General features: G+C 62.8%; 11 protein-coding genes. 8 read left to right on the forward strand and 3 right to left on the reverse strand.

Annotated features, from left to right (window positions below; translation table 11 throughout):
• The first annotated feature begins 1 nt into the window (after window position 1).
• Window positions 2–3,382, forward strand: a complete 3,381-nt coding sequence (locus ACVWWD_RS19315; RefSeq protein ID WP_457103275.1) for a hypothetical protein — start codon at window positions 2–4, stop codon at window positions 3,380–3,382.
• Window positions 3,383–3,475: 93 nt separating this feature from the next.
• Here ACVWWD_RS19315 and tyrS read toward each other — a convergent pair whose 3' ends face one another.
• Window positions 3,476–4,729 (reverse strand): tyrosine--tRNA ligase, encoded by a 1,254-nt coding sequence (tyrS, locus tag ACVWWD_RS19320; protein WP_352551688.1) that lies wholly within the window; start codon window positions 4,727–4,729, stop codon window positions 3,476–3,478.
• A 56-nt stretch (window positions 4,730–4,785) separates the two neighbouring features.
• On the reverse strand, window positions 4,786–4,983 hold the full coding sequence (locus ACVWWD_RS19325; RefSeq protein ID WP_352551690.1) for a hypothetical protein: 198 nt from the start codon (window positions 4,981–4,983) through the stop codon (window positions 4,786–4,788).
• Window positions 4,984–5,072: 89 nt separating this feature from the next.
• On the opposite strand from ACVWWD_RS19325, the gene ACVWWD_RS19330 reads away from it, so the two are divergent.
• The gene (locus ACVWWD_RS19330; protein ID WP_352551692.1) at window positions 5,073–6,716 is read left to right on the forward strand and encodes an ArnT family glycosyltransferase; all 1,644 of its coding nucleotides are present in this window, start codon (window positions 5,073–5,075) and stop codon (window positions 6,714–6,716) included.
• A 241-nt stretch (window positions 6,717–6,957) separates the two neighbouring features.
• Entirely contained in the window at window positions 6,958–7,569 is a 612-nt protein-coding gene (locus ACVWWD_RS19335) for a phosphatase PAP2 family protein (RefSeq protein ID WP_245273892.1), read from the forward strand.
• A gap of 89 nt (window positions 7,570–7,658) precedes the next feature.
• On the opposite strand, the gene ACVWWD_RS19340 is transcribed toward ACVWWD_RS19335, so the two are convergent.
• Complete coding sequence (locus ACVWWD_RS19340; RefSeq protein WP_015318172.1) at window positions 7,659–8,333, reverse strand: alpha/beta hydrolase; 675 nt, start codon at window positions 8,331–8,333, stop codon at window positions 7,659–7,661.
• A 253-nt stretch (window positions 8,334–8,586) separates the two neighbouring features.
• Between ACVWWD_RS19340 and ACVWWD_RS19345 the strand changes: the two genes are divergently transcribed.
• From ACVWWD_RS19345 to sufD, 5 genes are read left to right on the forward strand one after another with little or no spacing between them, the layout of a single operon-like run.
• The gene (locus tag ACVWWD_RS19345; RefSeq protein WP_457103276.1) at window positions 8,587–9,747 is read left to right on the forward strand and encodes a cysteine desulfurase family protein; all 1,161 of its coding nucleotides are present in this window, start codon (window positions 8,587–8,589) and stop codon (window positions 9,745–9,747) included.
• Between the two features lie 27 nt (window positions 9,748–9,774).
• A complete protein-coding gene (locus ACVWWD_RS19350; RefSeq protein ID WP_023783858.1) occupies window positions 9,775–9,924 on the forward strand; it encodes a hypothetical protein in 150 nt (49 codons plus the stop codon).
• Between the two features lie 41 nt (window positions 9,925–9,965).
• A complete protein-coding gene (sufB, locus tag ACVWWD_RS19355) occupies window positions 9,966–11,483 on the forward strand; it encodes a Fe-S cluster assembly protein SufB (protein ID WP_023773201.1) in 1,518 nt (505 codons plus the stop codon).
• 29 nt (window positions 11,484–11,512) lie between these two features.
• The gene (gene sufC / locus ACVWWD_RS19360; RefSeq protein WP_352551698.1) at window positions 11,513–12,268 is read left to right on the forward strand and encodes a Fe-S cluster assembly ATPase SufC; all 756 of its coding nucleotides are present in this window, start codon (window positions 11,513–11,515) and stop codon (window positions 12,266–12,268) included.
• A gap of 40 nt (window positions 12,269–12,308) precedes the next feature.
• Complete coding sequence (gene sufD, locus ACVWWD_RS19365; protein WP_023773199.1) at window positions 12,309–13,577, forward strand: Fe-S cluster assembly protein SufD; 1,269 nt, start codon at window positions 12,309–12,311, stop codon at window positions 13,575–13,577.
• Window positions 13,578–13,579: the final 2 nt, after the last annotated feature.

Here is a 13,579-nt window from a genome sequence, read left to right on the forward strand (position 1 = left end):
CGTGGATCAGGAGCAACCGCAGCACGAGAAGATCCGGTTCAGGCGGGACGAAATCACCGACCTGGGGGCCCTGCCGTCCGCGTGCCGCGTCCCGCCCCTTGGCCAGGCGGCGATCGGCCGCGGCTTTCGCATCCTTTCGCGCGTGTTTGCCGGCGTGGTCGCGTTCATGCTGCTGGCCGCGACGGCGGTCTATCTCGTCGGCCTTTCCGGCATTGGTTCGGACCGGCTCCGCGTCGAGGCGGAGAGCGCCATCGAGAGGCTGGCGGGCGTCGACGTCGATGTCGCGGTCGGGCCCGCCCGCATCACGCTCGACAGTTCGAGCTTCGTGGCGCTGCAGGTGAGCGATGTCAGCCTGAAGACATCGGACGGCAAACCCATGGCCGATGCCGGGCGTGTGCGCTTCGGTATCCGCCTGGTGCCGCTTTTGTGGGGCGAGGTGCGGCTGACCAGTGCCAGGATATCCGATGCCCGCATCGTCATGGCCGCGATGCCGTCCGGCGGCGACTGGACCGCGGCGCTGCGCAACGAGAGCGGCCTCGTCGATCCGGAGAAGCTGTCGGACGCGGTGTTCGGCTACATCCATCGTGCGCTCGACGCCGTGCGGGAAGATTCGATGCGCCGGATCGATCTCAGCAATGTCGAGTTCGTGCTGCCCGACGCTGGATCGATCAAGCTGATCAAGATCGCCGACGCCACCGTGGTTCAGTCGGGGCCGGGCGGCATGGAGTTCACCTCCGAAGCCGACGTCGACGGCAGGACAGTCACCGTTGTAGCCTCCGCCACCCGTAATATCGCGGCGCACCGGGTGACGGCGTTGGATGCCAGCATGAATCTGGCGGATGCCGGCGCCACCGCTGCCGGCTCCGGCAAGCTTGGTGCCGTCGCGCTGAAGTTGACAGGATCGGAAGGGTCAGGTGCCACCGCATCACGCTTGACGGCCGCCCTTTCGTCCACCGGGTCCGTGCTGGATCTCGGCACACGCGGGCTGCTGCCGGCGGATGCCGATGTCAATGCGACGCTTGTCCATGGCTCCAACAAGATCCAGGTGGACAGGCTGCTCTTGAAAACCGGCAGGTCTTCATTCGATTTCGGCGGCTCGATCGGGCCAAAACCAGCAACCGGGGTGGCTGGTGAGGAACCCTCCTACCGTTACGATCTGACCAGCGACGGTTCGACCCTGGCTCCATCGGAATCTCCTGAGCCCGCGCTGATGTTCCTGGCGCGCATCGCCGGCATCTACCAGCCGCAAAGCCATAAACTGGTGGCCGAGCAGATCGCGGTTCGGTCCGCCGGGTCCGGCGAGGTGCTTGGCACCGCGGCCGTGGAATTCGCGGAGGGCAAGGCTCCCGGGATCAATCTGGCGCTCAACATCCATGACATGCCGGTCTCGCACGTCAAACAGCTGTGGCCGTGGTTTTCGGCGCGCAATGCGCGGCTCTGGGTGCTGAACAATCTGTTCGGCGGCCGCGTGGTCGATGGCAGCCTGCAGTTCCAGGTTGTGCCGGATCGCCTCGGCAATGGCGTGCCGCTTTCCGCCGACGAGGTCTTCGGCCGCTTCCAGATCGAAGGCGCGCGTTTCGACACTGCCGGCCGCATTCCGCCGATCCGCGACGCGGTGGGCGTGGTCGGATTCCACGGCAACGATGTCGACGTATCCTTGTCGTCGGGCACCGTCTTCATGCCGAGTGGCCGCACGGTGGCGGCCAGCAACGGCACGCTGACGGTCAAGGCCGCCAACCGTCCGCCGGTCATCGGCGCACTTGACATCGATGTCGAGGGGGAGGCGCCGGCCGTCGCCGAGCTTGCCTCCTACGAACCGATCAACGCCATGCGCCATGTCGGCATCCTGCCTGAGGATCTTTCCGGCAGCGTCACCGGCCACGTCAAGGCGGACATTCCGCTGCAGTCGGGCGTCGATACCGCGAAGCTCGATTGGCTGGTGTCGCTCGACTACACCGGCCTGTCCCTGGCCAAGCCGTTCGAGGGACAGGCCGTGACGGACGCGGACGGCTCGATCACGGTCGACCCGCAAAAGGCCGTCATTTCGGCCAAGGCATCGCTGAACGGCATTCCGGCCGAACTCGATCTCGTCGAGCCGTTGGCGGATGATGGACCGGCGCGCAGCCGCAAAGTCGCCCTTGTGCTCGACGACAAGATCCGCGCCGCCGCCATGCCCGGCCTGACGCCGCTGCTTGGCGGAACGGTGAAGGTCGCGATCGACAAGAGCGGCAACGGCAACCAGAACGTTTCGGTCGACCTGACCAATGCCAGGCTGGACATCCCCTGGGCTGGCTGGAGCAAGGGGGCGGGGGTTCCCGCCAGCGCCAACTTCGTCATGACCAAGTCCGGCGACACCACGACGCTGTCCGACTTCGACCTCGGTGGCAAGACATTCTCCATCGATGGCGGCATCGTGCTGGTCAACGGCGCGCTGTCGTCGGCCAAGTTCAGCAGGGTCACCCTGAACCGGGGCGATGATGTTTCCGTGTCGGTGAAGCGATCGGGCAAGGGCTATGCGGTCGGCATCAATGGCAATGCGCTTGATGCTCGTTCGCTGATCAAGCAGTTCACATCCGATGTGGACACCGCGACCAAAACGACAGGAACTGACAACATTTCGGTCAGTGCGGACGTCAATCAGCTCACCGGTTTCCACGACGAGCAACTCTCCAACCTGAAGCTCGACTACAGTGCGGCCGGTTCGCGGGTGAACGGACTGAAGGTCAGCGCGACGGCGAGTTCGGGCGCCGCCATCGCCATCAGCAACACCACCGGCGACGGCAGGCGTTCGCTCAATGTGCAGTCGGCGGACGCCGGCGCCATCCTGCGGTTCCTCAACATCTATGAGCACATGGAAGGCGGATCGATCACGCTGGCGCTGACCGGGGCCAGCGACGGGCCGATGAAGGGCAAGGTCGACACCACCAACTTCTTTGTCGTCAACGAACCCAAGCTCGCCTCCATCGTCTCGACCACGCCGGCCGGCGACAGCCGCAGCCTCAACCAGGCGGTGAAGGGCAAGCTCGACACGTCGCGGGTGAAGTTCGAGCGCGGCTACGCCGAAATCGACAAGGGCAGCGGCTATCTCCGGCTGACCAATGGCGTGCTGCGCGGCCCGCGCATCGGCACGACCTTCCAAGGCATCCTCTACGACCAGAACAACAATATGGATATGACCGGCACTTTCATGCCGGTCTACGGCCTCAACCGCATCTTTGGCGAGCTGCCCATCGTCGGCGCGCTTCTGGGCAACGGCCGCGACCGCGGCCTGATCGGCGTCACCTACCGCCTCAGGGGAAATGCCAACAAGCCGGTGCTCGACGTCAATCCACTGTCGGTGATCGCGCCGGGGATATTCAGGTCGATCTTCGAGTACCGCTAGAGTAATTCCAGGAAAAGTGTGAACCGGTTTTCCGTCCGGAACCGCGCCAAGACAAATAGTGGGAGCCGTTTCCAGGAAACGGCTCCAAGGGCCTCATGCCGGCCTGACCAGGATGTGTTTTTTCCTGCCCAATGAAAGCTTTATGACGTTTTCCGGACTCAGATCCTGAAGCGTCACCATGCGGCGATCGTCGCTGACCGGCTGGTCGTTCAGGCGCACGGCGCCGCCTTGGATATGCCGCCGTGCCTCGCCATTGGATGATGCCAGCCCGGCGCTGACCAGTAGCGACAGGATGCCGACACCGGCTTCGAGCGCGGCCTTGTCCGCCTCGACGGTCGGCAAAGTGTCGGCCAGAGCGCCTTCCTCGAAAGTCTTTCGCGCCGTCTCGCTGGCCTGTTCGGCGGCCGCGCGGCCATGCAGATGGGCGGTGATCTCGGTCGCGAGGATCTTCTTTGCCTCGTTGATCTCGGACCCGCCCAATCGCTCGAGCCGTGCGACCTCGTCCAGCGGCAATGTGGTGTAGAGTTTCAGGAACCGGGCAACGTCGGCATCCTCGGTGTTGCGCCAGTACTGCCAGAACTCGTAAGGGCTCAGCATCTGCGGATCGAGCCAGACCGCACCCGACGCCGACTTGCCCATCTTGGCGCCGGACGAGGTGGTGAGCAGCGGCGTGGTCAGCGCATGGAGTTGCGCATCTTCCATACGGCGACCGAGATCGATGCCGTTGATGATGTTGCCCCATTGGTCGGAGCCGCCCATCTGCAGGCGGCAGCCGAGGCGCTTGTAGAGTTCGACGAAATCATAAGCCTGCAGGATCATGTAGTTGAATTCGAGGAACGACAGCGATTGCTCGCGATCGAGCCGCAACTTGACGGAATCGAACGCAAGCATGCGGTTGACGGAAAAGTGCCGGCCGACATCGCGCAGGAAATTGACGTAGTTGATCTCCATCAGCCAGTCGGCATTGTTGACCATGACCGCGTCGTTCGGACCACTGCCGAATTTGAGGTAGGGCATGAAGTTGCGGCGGATGCCGGCAAGATTGGCGTCGATGTCTTGCGGCGTGAGCAGCTTGCGCGCCTCGTCCTTGAAGGAGGGATCGCCGATCATCGACGTGCCGCCGCCCATCAGGGCGATCGGCCGATGGCCGGTCTGCTGCAGCCAATGCAGCATCATGATCTGGATCAGCGAGCCGGCATGCAGGCTTCTGGCGGTGGCGTCGAAGCCGATATAGGCCGTCACCGTTTCCTTGGCGAAGAGTTGGTCGAGACCGGCATCATCCGAGGTCTGGTGGATGAAACCGCGCTCGCTCATGGTGCGCAGGAAATCGGATTTGAAGGCAGGCATGGTTTTTTCCCGAAAGCGTATGCCCGGTCCAGCCGGGCATATGTGAACGCGCGCGTTTAGCACCCAAGCGCGATCAGCAAAAGTGGAATCCGGTTTTGCGTCGGATCGCGCGCCAACAAGAAGCCCGCGATCAGCAAAAGTGGAATCCGGTTTTGCGTCGGATCGCGCGCCAACAAGGAGCCCGCGATCAGCAAAAGTGGAATCCGGTTTTGCGGCCGGCGCGGAGGGAATTTGCCAATCCTTGCCTCATCCATGCCGCTGGCGTAATGAGGCGCCGCGCAAGGGCAGCGCCCGCACGCCGCGACGGGGTCATCCCGTAGATCAGATCCGGAAAGCTCCCGCGATGAACAGAAACTACCTCTTCCTCTTCCTGTTCAGCTTGGTCATGAGTATCAGCGGCTTGGCGAGCCTTCCGCCGATCGACCGCGATGAATCCCGCTTTGTCCAGGCGACCAAGCAGATGGTCGAAACCGGCGACTATATAGACATCCGCTTCCAGGATGTCTCGCGCTACAAGAAGCCGATCGGCATCTACTGGCTGCAATCGGCTGCTGTCGCATTGAGCGGCGAGGGCGCGGCCGCGCCGATCTGGGTGTACCGCCTTGTCTCGATGCTCGGAATCGCGCTCGCTGTCCTGGGCATCGGCTGGACGGGCACAAAATTGTTCGGCGCCAATGCCGGCCTAGCCGCCGGCCTGATGATGGCGGCGATCTTCGCAACCGCGTTCGAGGGACGCGACGCCAAAACCGACGCCATGCTTCTGGCCTGTTGCGTGGCCGCGCAGGGCGCGCTGGCGCAAGTCTATCTGGCGTCGCGCCGCAACGAGCCGGTGGCCGGCCATCTGCCGTGGATATTCTGGTTCGCGCAAGGCGTCGGGATCCTCATCAAGGGGCCCGTGGCCCCGCTTCTGTCACTGCTGACGGCGGCCGCGTTGTTTGCTTTCGAACGCGACTGGCGCTGGCTTTTGAAACTGAAGCTGGTGCGCGGCGTCGCGCTCGTTTTGCTCATCGTGCTGCCCTGGGTCGCTTTTATCGGCTGGAAGAGCGGCGGCGCCTTTTTTCAGGAAGCCGTCGGCAAGGATATGCTGAACAAGGTCGCGTCGGGCGAGGAATCGCACGGCCTGCCGCCCGGCTTCTACATGCTGACCTATTCGCTTTTCATGTGGCCGTTCGGCCTGATCGCGGTCGGCGCCGGTCTGCAGGCACTCAATCGTGTGCGCGACGATTTCAGGCTGCGCTTTTGCCTGGCATGGTACATTCCGTTCTGGCTGGTGTTCGAACTCATCCCGACCAAACTGCCGCATTACGTCCTGCCGGCCTATCCCGGCATGGCGCTGCTGATCGGCTGGGTGCTGACGTTGTCGCCGCAGGACGCCAATGCGCCTCTCAAGCGCTGGCAGCAGTGGTTGTGGTGGTCGACCGCGTTCGGACTGGTGGTGGTCAGCCTCGGGCTGGCGGCGGTTTGTGTCGGGGCACCGATCTACATTACGCACAGCTTCTCGTGGTGGAGCATTCCTGCGGCAGCGTCAGCACTCGGCGCCGGCTATCTCGCATTCTCCAGGCAGTTACAGGTGCCGCTGCCTCGCATCGGAGCCACCGCCGCCTGCGCGGGCATCACCTATGCCTTGCTGTTCGGGGTCATCGCGCCGTCGCTGAAACCGATGTGGCTGAGCCCGGCGATCAGGCAAGCCGTGCTTGCCAACCAGGCATGCGACACAACGGTACTGGCCTCGGCGCGATATCAGGAGCCGAGCCTGGTGTTTCTGGTCGGCACGAAAACGGTGCTGACCGATGTCGGAGGCGTGGCGGAGCACCTGCTCGCCGATCCTGCCTGTGCCTTGGGGCTGGCCCCGATCGGGGATGAGCAGAAGCTGAATGGCATGCTGTCGGTGCGAGGCAAATCGGTGAACCGCGTCGCTGAAATCGATGGCCTCAACTATTCGTCGGGAGACAAACTGTCGCTCGGCCTTTATCGTGTAGCCCAATGACGGCTGGGTCGATGACAGAGTCCAGTTTCCAATGCTCGTGAAATCACGCCCACCAGTTACCAACTCCCCCCTCGGGATAGGACGCCGGTCCCTCGGCAATTTTCGCGACACCCTACGGATCGCAAGGCGGCGCCTCGCCGTTCGGCCCGCTCGCTATCCAAACATCTCATGGTGGGCGTGGGGACTGGTCTGGGTCTTTCTGACGGCAGCGGCCTTTGTTCGTCTCGATACGCCGGCGGGGGTGGCTCATGGCCAATGGTCGGCGGGTGCCGCCAGGCTTGCCGAATTCTTCACGCAGTTCGGGCTGGGCGGCTGGTATCTCATCCCGTCCGCGCTTCTGCTTGTCGCGGCCAATCTGACGGATTGGCGAAGCCTTCCGCGGCGCGCGCAGATGCTGGTCTACAGTTGGACTTGTCTGGCTTTTCTGGTGCTGAGCGCCGTTGGCCTGTCGGGCCTGACCGTCAATGTCCTGAAATATGCCATTGGCAGGGCGCGCCCGCTCTACTTCCAGGATTTTGGCGTCCTTGCACTGCACCCCTTTGCCTTCGATGCGCGCTTTGCTGGCTTTCCGTCCGGCCATGCCACGACGATGGGCGCCGTCTTCGGTATCCTGCTGCTTTTGTTTCCGCGGCGTTGGTATATCGCCCTGGTGGTCACCGGCTGCATCGCCTCGACCAGGATCTTCGTCGGCGCGCACTATCCGAGCGACACCGTCGCCGGCTTCGGCCTCGGCTGTGCCTTCGCGCTGGCGTGCGGACTGGTCTTTGCCAGGCTCGGTTTCATCTTCCGGCCGACAACTTCAGGTTTGCCGGTCCGCAAATCATCGTTCCGGCTTATTGCTCCAGAAAAATAAGTCGCTGCCGGACCGTGGCACGCCATGTGGCGAGGAGGCGGATATTGACCGCCCGCCCATACCCCCGCGAATACGCCCGGCCTGACGTCTTAACGCAGCCGCTTCGGCCTCGGATCGGACAATTCTCCCGCCAGCCGTCGATCGAGATAATCGGAGCATTCCTCGATCAAGAGATCGGCGTCGTTGGCGAAAAAGTGGTTGGCGCCGGGCAAGGTCTTCTGCGTGATGGTGATGCCCTTCTGCGTATGCAGCTTGTCGACCAGTCCTTGCACATCCTTTGGCGGCGCCACCTTGTCGGCGTCGCCATGAATGATCAGGCCCGAAGACGGGCAGGGCGCCAGGAAGGAAAAATCATAGGTGTTGGGCTGCGGCGCGATCGAGATGAAGCCCTCGATCTCGGGCCGGCGCATCAGGAGCTGCATGCCGATCCACGAACCGAAGGAATAGCCGGCGACCCAGCAGCTCTTGGAATCCGGATGCAGCGACTGCACCCAGTCGAGCGCCGCCGCCGCGTCCGACAACTCTCCGGTACCATGGTCGAACTCGCCCTGGCTGCGGCCGATGCCACGGAAATTGAAGCGCAGCGTGGTGAAATCACGCTTCTGGAACATGTAGAAGAGGTCGTAGACGATCTTGTTGTTCATCGTGCCGCCGAACTGCGGGTGCGGATGCAACACGATGGCAATCGGCGCGCTCTTTTCCCGCGAGGGCTGGTAGCGTCCCTCCAGGCGGCCGGCCGGACCGGTGAAAATGACCTCAGGCATGAAATACTCCACGTGACATACAAGTGCGCGGTGCCCGGAAACTCTTCCTCTGGCCCCGCTTGCACAGACCTTGACGCAGGGCGAGCGTCTTCATAGAAGCTAGTTTAGAACTGTTCAAAACTGGCTGGCCGAAACGCAATCGCCCGGTCGCGCTCGCCGCAAGCCGCGTAAATAGGACGGCTTGCCTTGGAATTTCAAGGAAATAACGCCATACGTCGGCGGAATGGCTTCTGACGGGAAGAACTGGACAAAAATGGCCGCGACACGCGCCTATCTCGACTATAATGCCAGTGCGCCGCTGCTTTCAGCGGCGCGCGAGGCCATGGTCGCGGCGTTTGATGCCGCCAACCCTTCTTCGGTGCATGCCGAGGGGCGCGCCGCGCGCAGGCTTGTCGACAATGCCAGGCGCGACGTGGCGGCACTGGTCAACGGCAAGGCCGAACATGTCGTCTTCACTTCAGGTGCGACCGAGGCCGCCTCGACGCTTCTGACGCCGGACTGGCGGATGGGGCGCGGCGCCATTCGCATGAGCCGGCTCTACGTGTGCGAGGCCGACCATCCGTGCCTGCTGAATGGCGGACGTTTCCCGCCAAGCCAGGTAACGCGGATCGGTGTCGACGCCGATGGCATCCTCAACCTCGACGCCTTGACGTCGGCGCTCGCCGGTCACGACAAGGCCGATGGCTTGCCGTTGGTCGCGATCCACGCCGCCAACAACGAAACCGGCGTTATTCAGCCGATCGATCGCATTGCCGAAATCGTCAAGTCGGCGGGCGGCATTCTTGTCGTCGATGCCGTGCAGGCCGCTGGCCGCGTTTCGGTCGACATGGCGGCTGGATACGCCGACTATGCGATTGTGTCCTCACACAAGATCGGCGGCCCCAAGGGCGCCGGCGCCATCGTTGCCGCGGCCGACCTGATGATGCCGACGCCGCTGATCAATGGCGGCGGCCAGGAAAAAGGCCACCGTGGCGGCACCGAGAACCTGCTTGGCATTGCCGGGTTTGGCGCCGCTGCACGAGAATCCCTGGCCGGACTGAAGGCCATCGGTGCCGTGCGTCAGCGTCGCGACGAGGCCGAAGCCATCCTCAAGACGCTGGTGCCGGACGTGGAAATCTTCGGAACGGGCGCGCCAAGGCTTGCCAACACGACATTCTTCGCTATTCCCGGCATCAAAGCCGAAACCGCCCAGATCGCCTTCGATCTGGCAGGCGTAGCGGTTTCCGCCGGCTCCGCCTGCTCGTCGGGCAAGGTCGGGCCGAGCCATGTGTTGAGAGCCATGGGGCACGGCGACAGCCTTGGCGCCCTGCGCGTCTCGGTCGGTGCCGCGACCGGCGCCGAGGACATCGAACTGTTCCGCACCGCGCTGGCAAGCATTGCCGCGCGTCGGGCGGGTAGAGAGAAGGCCGCCTAGCGGTTGGGCATCGGACCGGAAAATCCGATGCTTGAGAAAAAAGGATTTGGGCCCTTTGGCCCGGTCGAGCCGTGCGTTTCATGCTGGCCGGGTGAATTTCCGGTCGAGGCGCACTATATTGAACTTACGCTGCCGCGGATGCTGCTCGGGCGTCCATTTGGCGGTGCCATAGTTTGAAAACTGTCGGGCCTTGACCCCGGCGTGGATGGAGAACGCATATGCCTGCTGTGCAGGACACGATCGATCGGGTCCGAAAGATCGACGTCGACCAATACAAATACGGATTCCAGACCGAGATCGCCGTCGACAAGGCTCCCAAGGGCCTGAGCGAAGACATCATCCGTTTCATTTCGGCCAAGAAGGACGAACCGTCCTGGATGCTGGAATGGCGCCTCGAAGCCTATCGGCGCTGGCTGACGCTGGAAGAGCCGACCTGGGCGCGCGTCAACTATCCCAAGATCGATTTCCAGGACATCTACTATTACGCGGCGCCCAAGAGCACGCCCGGACCGACTTCGCTCAGCGACGTCGATCCTGAGATCTTGAAGGTGTACGAGAAACTCGGCATTCCATTGAAGGAGCAGGAGATCCTCGCAGGCGTCCAGAAGACCGACGCCTCGGAGTTCGAGGAAGCCAGCGACAATGTCTACAAGTCGGGCCGGGTTGCCGTCGACGCTGTTTTCGATTCCGTGTCCGTCGTCACCACCTTCAAAAAGGAACTGGCACAGGCCGGAGTCATCTTCTGCTCGATCTCCGAAGCCGTCCGCGAGCATCCTGAACTGGTGCGGAAATATCTCGGCTCGGTCGTGCCGACCTCCGACAATTACTACGCCACACTGAATTCGGCCGTGTTCACGGATGGGTCCTTCGTCTTCGTGCCGAAGGGGGTGCGCTGCCCGATGGAGCTATCGACCTATTTCCGCATGAACGAGAAGAACACCGGACAATTCGAGCGCACGCTGATCATCGCCGAGGAAGGGGCTTACGTCTCCTATCTCGAGGGCTGCACGGCGCCGCAACGCGACGAGAACCAGCTTCATGCGGCGGTGGTCGAACTGGTCGCGCTCGACGATGCCGAAATCAAATATTCGACGGTGCAGAACTGGTACCCCGGCGACGCCGAGGGCAAGGGCGGCATCTACAATTTCGTCACCAAGCGCGGTGACTGCCGTGGCGACCGTTCGAAGATTTCGTGGACGCAGGTCGAGACCGGCTCGGCAATCACCTGGAAGTATCCGAGCTGTATCCTGCGCGGCGACGATTCCTCAGGCGAATTCTATTCGATCGCCGTGTCGAACGGCTACCAGCAGGTCGACAGCGGCACCAAGATGATCCATCTCGGCAAGAACACGTCGAGCCGCATCATCTCCAAGGGCATCGCCGCCGGCTTCTCGCAGAACACCTATCGCGGCCAGGTCTCGGCGCACCGCAAGGCGACCAATGCCCGCAACTTCACCAACTGCGATTCATTGCTGATCGGCGACCAGTGCGGCGCCCACACCGTGCCCTACATGGAAGCCAAGAACTCGACGGCGCAGTTCGAGCACGAAGCGACGACGTCGAAGATTTCCGAGGACCAGAAATTCTACGTCATGCAGCGCGGCATTCCCGAGGAGGAAGCCATTGCGCTGATCGTCAACGGCTTCGTCAAGGACGTCATCCAGCAGCTGCCGATGGAGTTCGCCGTCGAGGCGCAGAAGCTGATCGGCATCTCGCTGGAAGGTTCCGTGGGCTGACGCCCAGATAAATATTCAGGAAACAAAGAATGCTTGAGATCAAGAACCTGCACGCCCGCATCGTCGATGACGGCACCGAGATCATCCGCGGCCTGAACCTGACGGTGAAAGCCGGCGAGGTCGCCGCGATCATGGGCCCGAACGGCTCCGGCAAGTCGACGCTGTCGTACATCCTCGCCGGCCGCGAGGACTATGAGGTGACCGAAGGCGACATCCTCTACAACGGCCAGTCGATCCTCGAAATGGATCCGGCCGAGCGCGCTACATCGGGAATTTTCCTCGCCTTCCAGTATCCGATGGAGATACCGGGCGTCGCGACCATGGAATTTCTCAAGGTGGCCATGAACGAGCAGCGCAAGGCGCGTGGTGAAGAGCCGCTGAAAATCCCGGAATTCCTCATGCGCGTGAAGGAAGCCGCCGCCTCGCTCAACATGGACATGGCGATGCTGAAGCGGCCGCTCAATGTCGGTTTTTCCGGCGGGGAGAAGAAGCGTGCCGAGATCCTGCAGATGAAGCTTCTGGAGCCGAAACTCTGCGTGCTCGACGAGACCGATTCCGGCCTCGACATCGATGCGCTGAAGATCGTCTCGGACGGCGTCAACGCGTTGCGCGCGCCCGACCGTGCGTTCCTGGTCATCACCCACTACCAGCGCCTGCTCGAGCACATCGTGCCCGACAGCGTGCACGTGCTCTACAAGGGCCAGGTCATCAAGTCGGGCGACAAGTCCCTGGCGCTCGACCTCGAAGCCAATGGCTATGCCGGCGTGATCGGCGAAGCCGCGTGAGATGCCAGGTCATTTTGTGCCAAAAGACGGGGCAAAGCTGATGAATATGCATTCACAACCGCAGCGCACACCGGCCGAGACCGCGTTGATCGACGCGTTCGGCGACAGGCTGTCGCTGTTGCCGGGCGACGGCGCGGTAATGCTGAAGCGCGACGACGCCATCGAAACGATCAAGCACGGCTTGCCGACGAGACGCATCGAATCCTGGCATTATACCGACCTGCGCCGCCTTTTGAGCGCGGTGCCGGAGTTCGACCCGGCCGCGGCGGCGAAAGCGATTGCGCCAATCGTTGAAGGTTCGACGGTTCTGAGCCTGTTGAACGGCGTATCGAGCGCCAAGGCGCCGGTTGTCGAGGGCGTCAGCGTCCAGCGCCTGTCGGAAAAGCTGATTGACGGCAGCATCGCGCCGGGCCTGGATCCCTATGGCAATGACGATGCCATCGGTGCGCTGAACACGGCTTTCGTCGCCGACGGCTACTTCATCGACATCGCCGATGGCGCCGAACTGGAAAAGCCGTTCGAGCTGCAGAATTTGCAGGCCGGCGGCCAGACCCATGTGCGCTTGGCCGTTCGCGCCGGCGCCGGCGCCAAGGCCGTGATCGTCGAGCGTCAGGCGGGCGATGGCGCGGCGCTGGTCAGTTCTGTCAGCCAACTCGTGCTCGGCGAAGGCGCCGAGGTAACGTGGCTGATCGTGCAGGAGCAGCCGGAGACGGCGACGCATCTGGCACAGTTCAAGGCCCATATCGGCAAGAACGCGAAACTGACGCTGTTCGTCATGAACGCCGGCGGCAAGCTTGTGCGCCAGGAGATCATGGTCAGGACGACAGGCGAAGGCGCCGACTTCCAATTGCGCGGCATCAACCTGCTCGCCGGCGACACCCACACTGACGTGACCATGGTGCTCGACCACGCCGTGCCGCACACGACCTCGACGGAGATCGTCCGCAATGTGGTGACCGGCAAGGCGCGTGGCGTCTTCCAGGGCCGCATCAACGTCCATCAATATGCGCAGAAGACCAACGCTAAGATGGCCTGCAACACGCTGTTGCTGTCGGACGACGGCGAGTTCTCGACCAAGCCCGAACTCGAGATTTTCGCCGACGACGTCGTCTGCGGCCACGGCGCGACGGTGACCGAGATCGACCACGACCATCTGTTCTACCTGATGGCGCGCGGTGTCGACGAAAAGAGCGCGCGCGGTCTGCTGGTCAAAGCCTTCGTCGCCGAGGTGATCGAGGAACTGGACGACGAGACGATTGTCGAGGCGCTGGAAGCGAAGCTCGATGAGTGGTTTGTGACGCACGGGTGAAG

The sequence above is a fragment of the Mesorhizobium sp. URHB0026 genome (genome assembly GCF_054059755.1).

Excerpts from the sequence above, each read along its gene's own strand:
- ACVWWD_RS19325 (WP_352551690.1), bottom strand. The coding sequence starts at position 4,983 with ATGGATGAGGCAAGGATTGGCAAATTCCCTCCGCGCCGGCCGCAAAAC.
- sufD (WP_023773199.1), top strand. The coding sequence starts at position 12,309 with ATGAATATGCATTCACAACCGCAGCGCACACCGGCCGAGACCGCGTTG.
- ACVWWD_RS19350 (WP_023783858.1), top strand. The coding sequence starts at position 9,775 with ATGCTTGAGAAAAAAGGATTTGGGCCCTTTGGCCCGGTCGAGCCGTGC.
- tyrS (WP_352551688.1), bottom strand. The coding sequence starts at position 4,729 with ATGCCTGCCTTCAAATCCGATTTCCTGCGCACCATGAGCGAGCGCGGT.
- sufB (WP_023773201.1), top strand. The coding sequence starts at position 9,966 with ATGCCTGCTGTGCAGGACACGATCGATCGGGTCCGAAAGATCGACGTC.
- ACVWWD_RS19340 (WP_015318172.1), bottom strand. The coding sequence starts at position 8,333 with ATGCCTGAGGTCATTTTCACCGGTCCGGCCGGCCGCCTGGAGGGACGC.
- sufC (WP_352551698.1), top strand. The coding sequence starts at position 11,513 with ATGCTTGAGATCAAGAACCTGCACGCCCGCATCGTCGATGACGGCACC.
- ACVWWD_RS19345 (WP_457103276.1), top strand. The coding sequence starts at position 8,587 with ATGGCCGCGACACGCGCCTATCTCGACTATAATGCCAGTGCGCCGCTG.
- ACVWWD_RS19330 (WP_352551692.1), top strand. The coding sequence starts at position 5,073 with ATGAACAGAAACTACCTCTTCCTCTTCCTGTTCAGCTTGGTCATGAGT.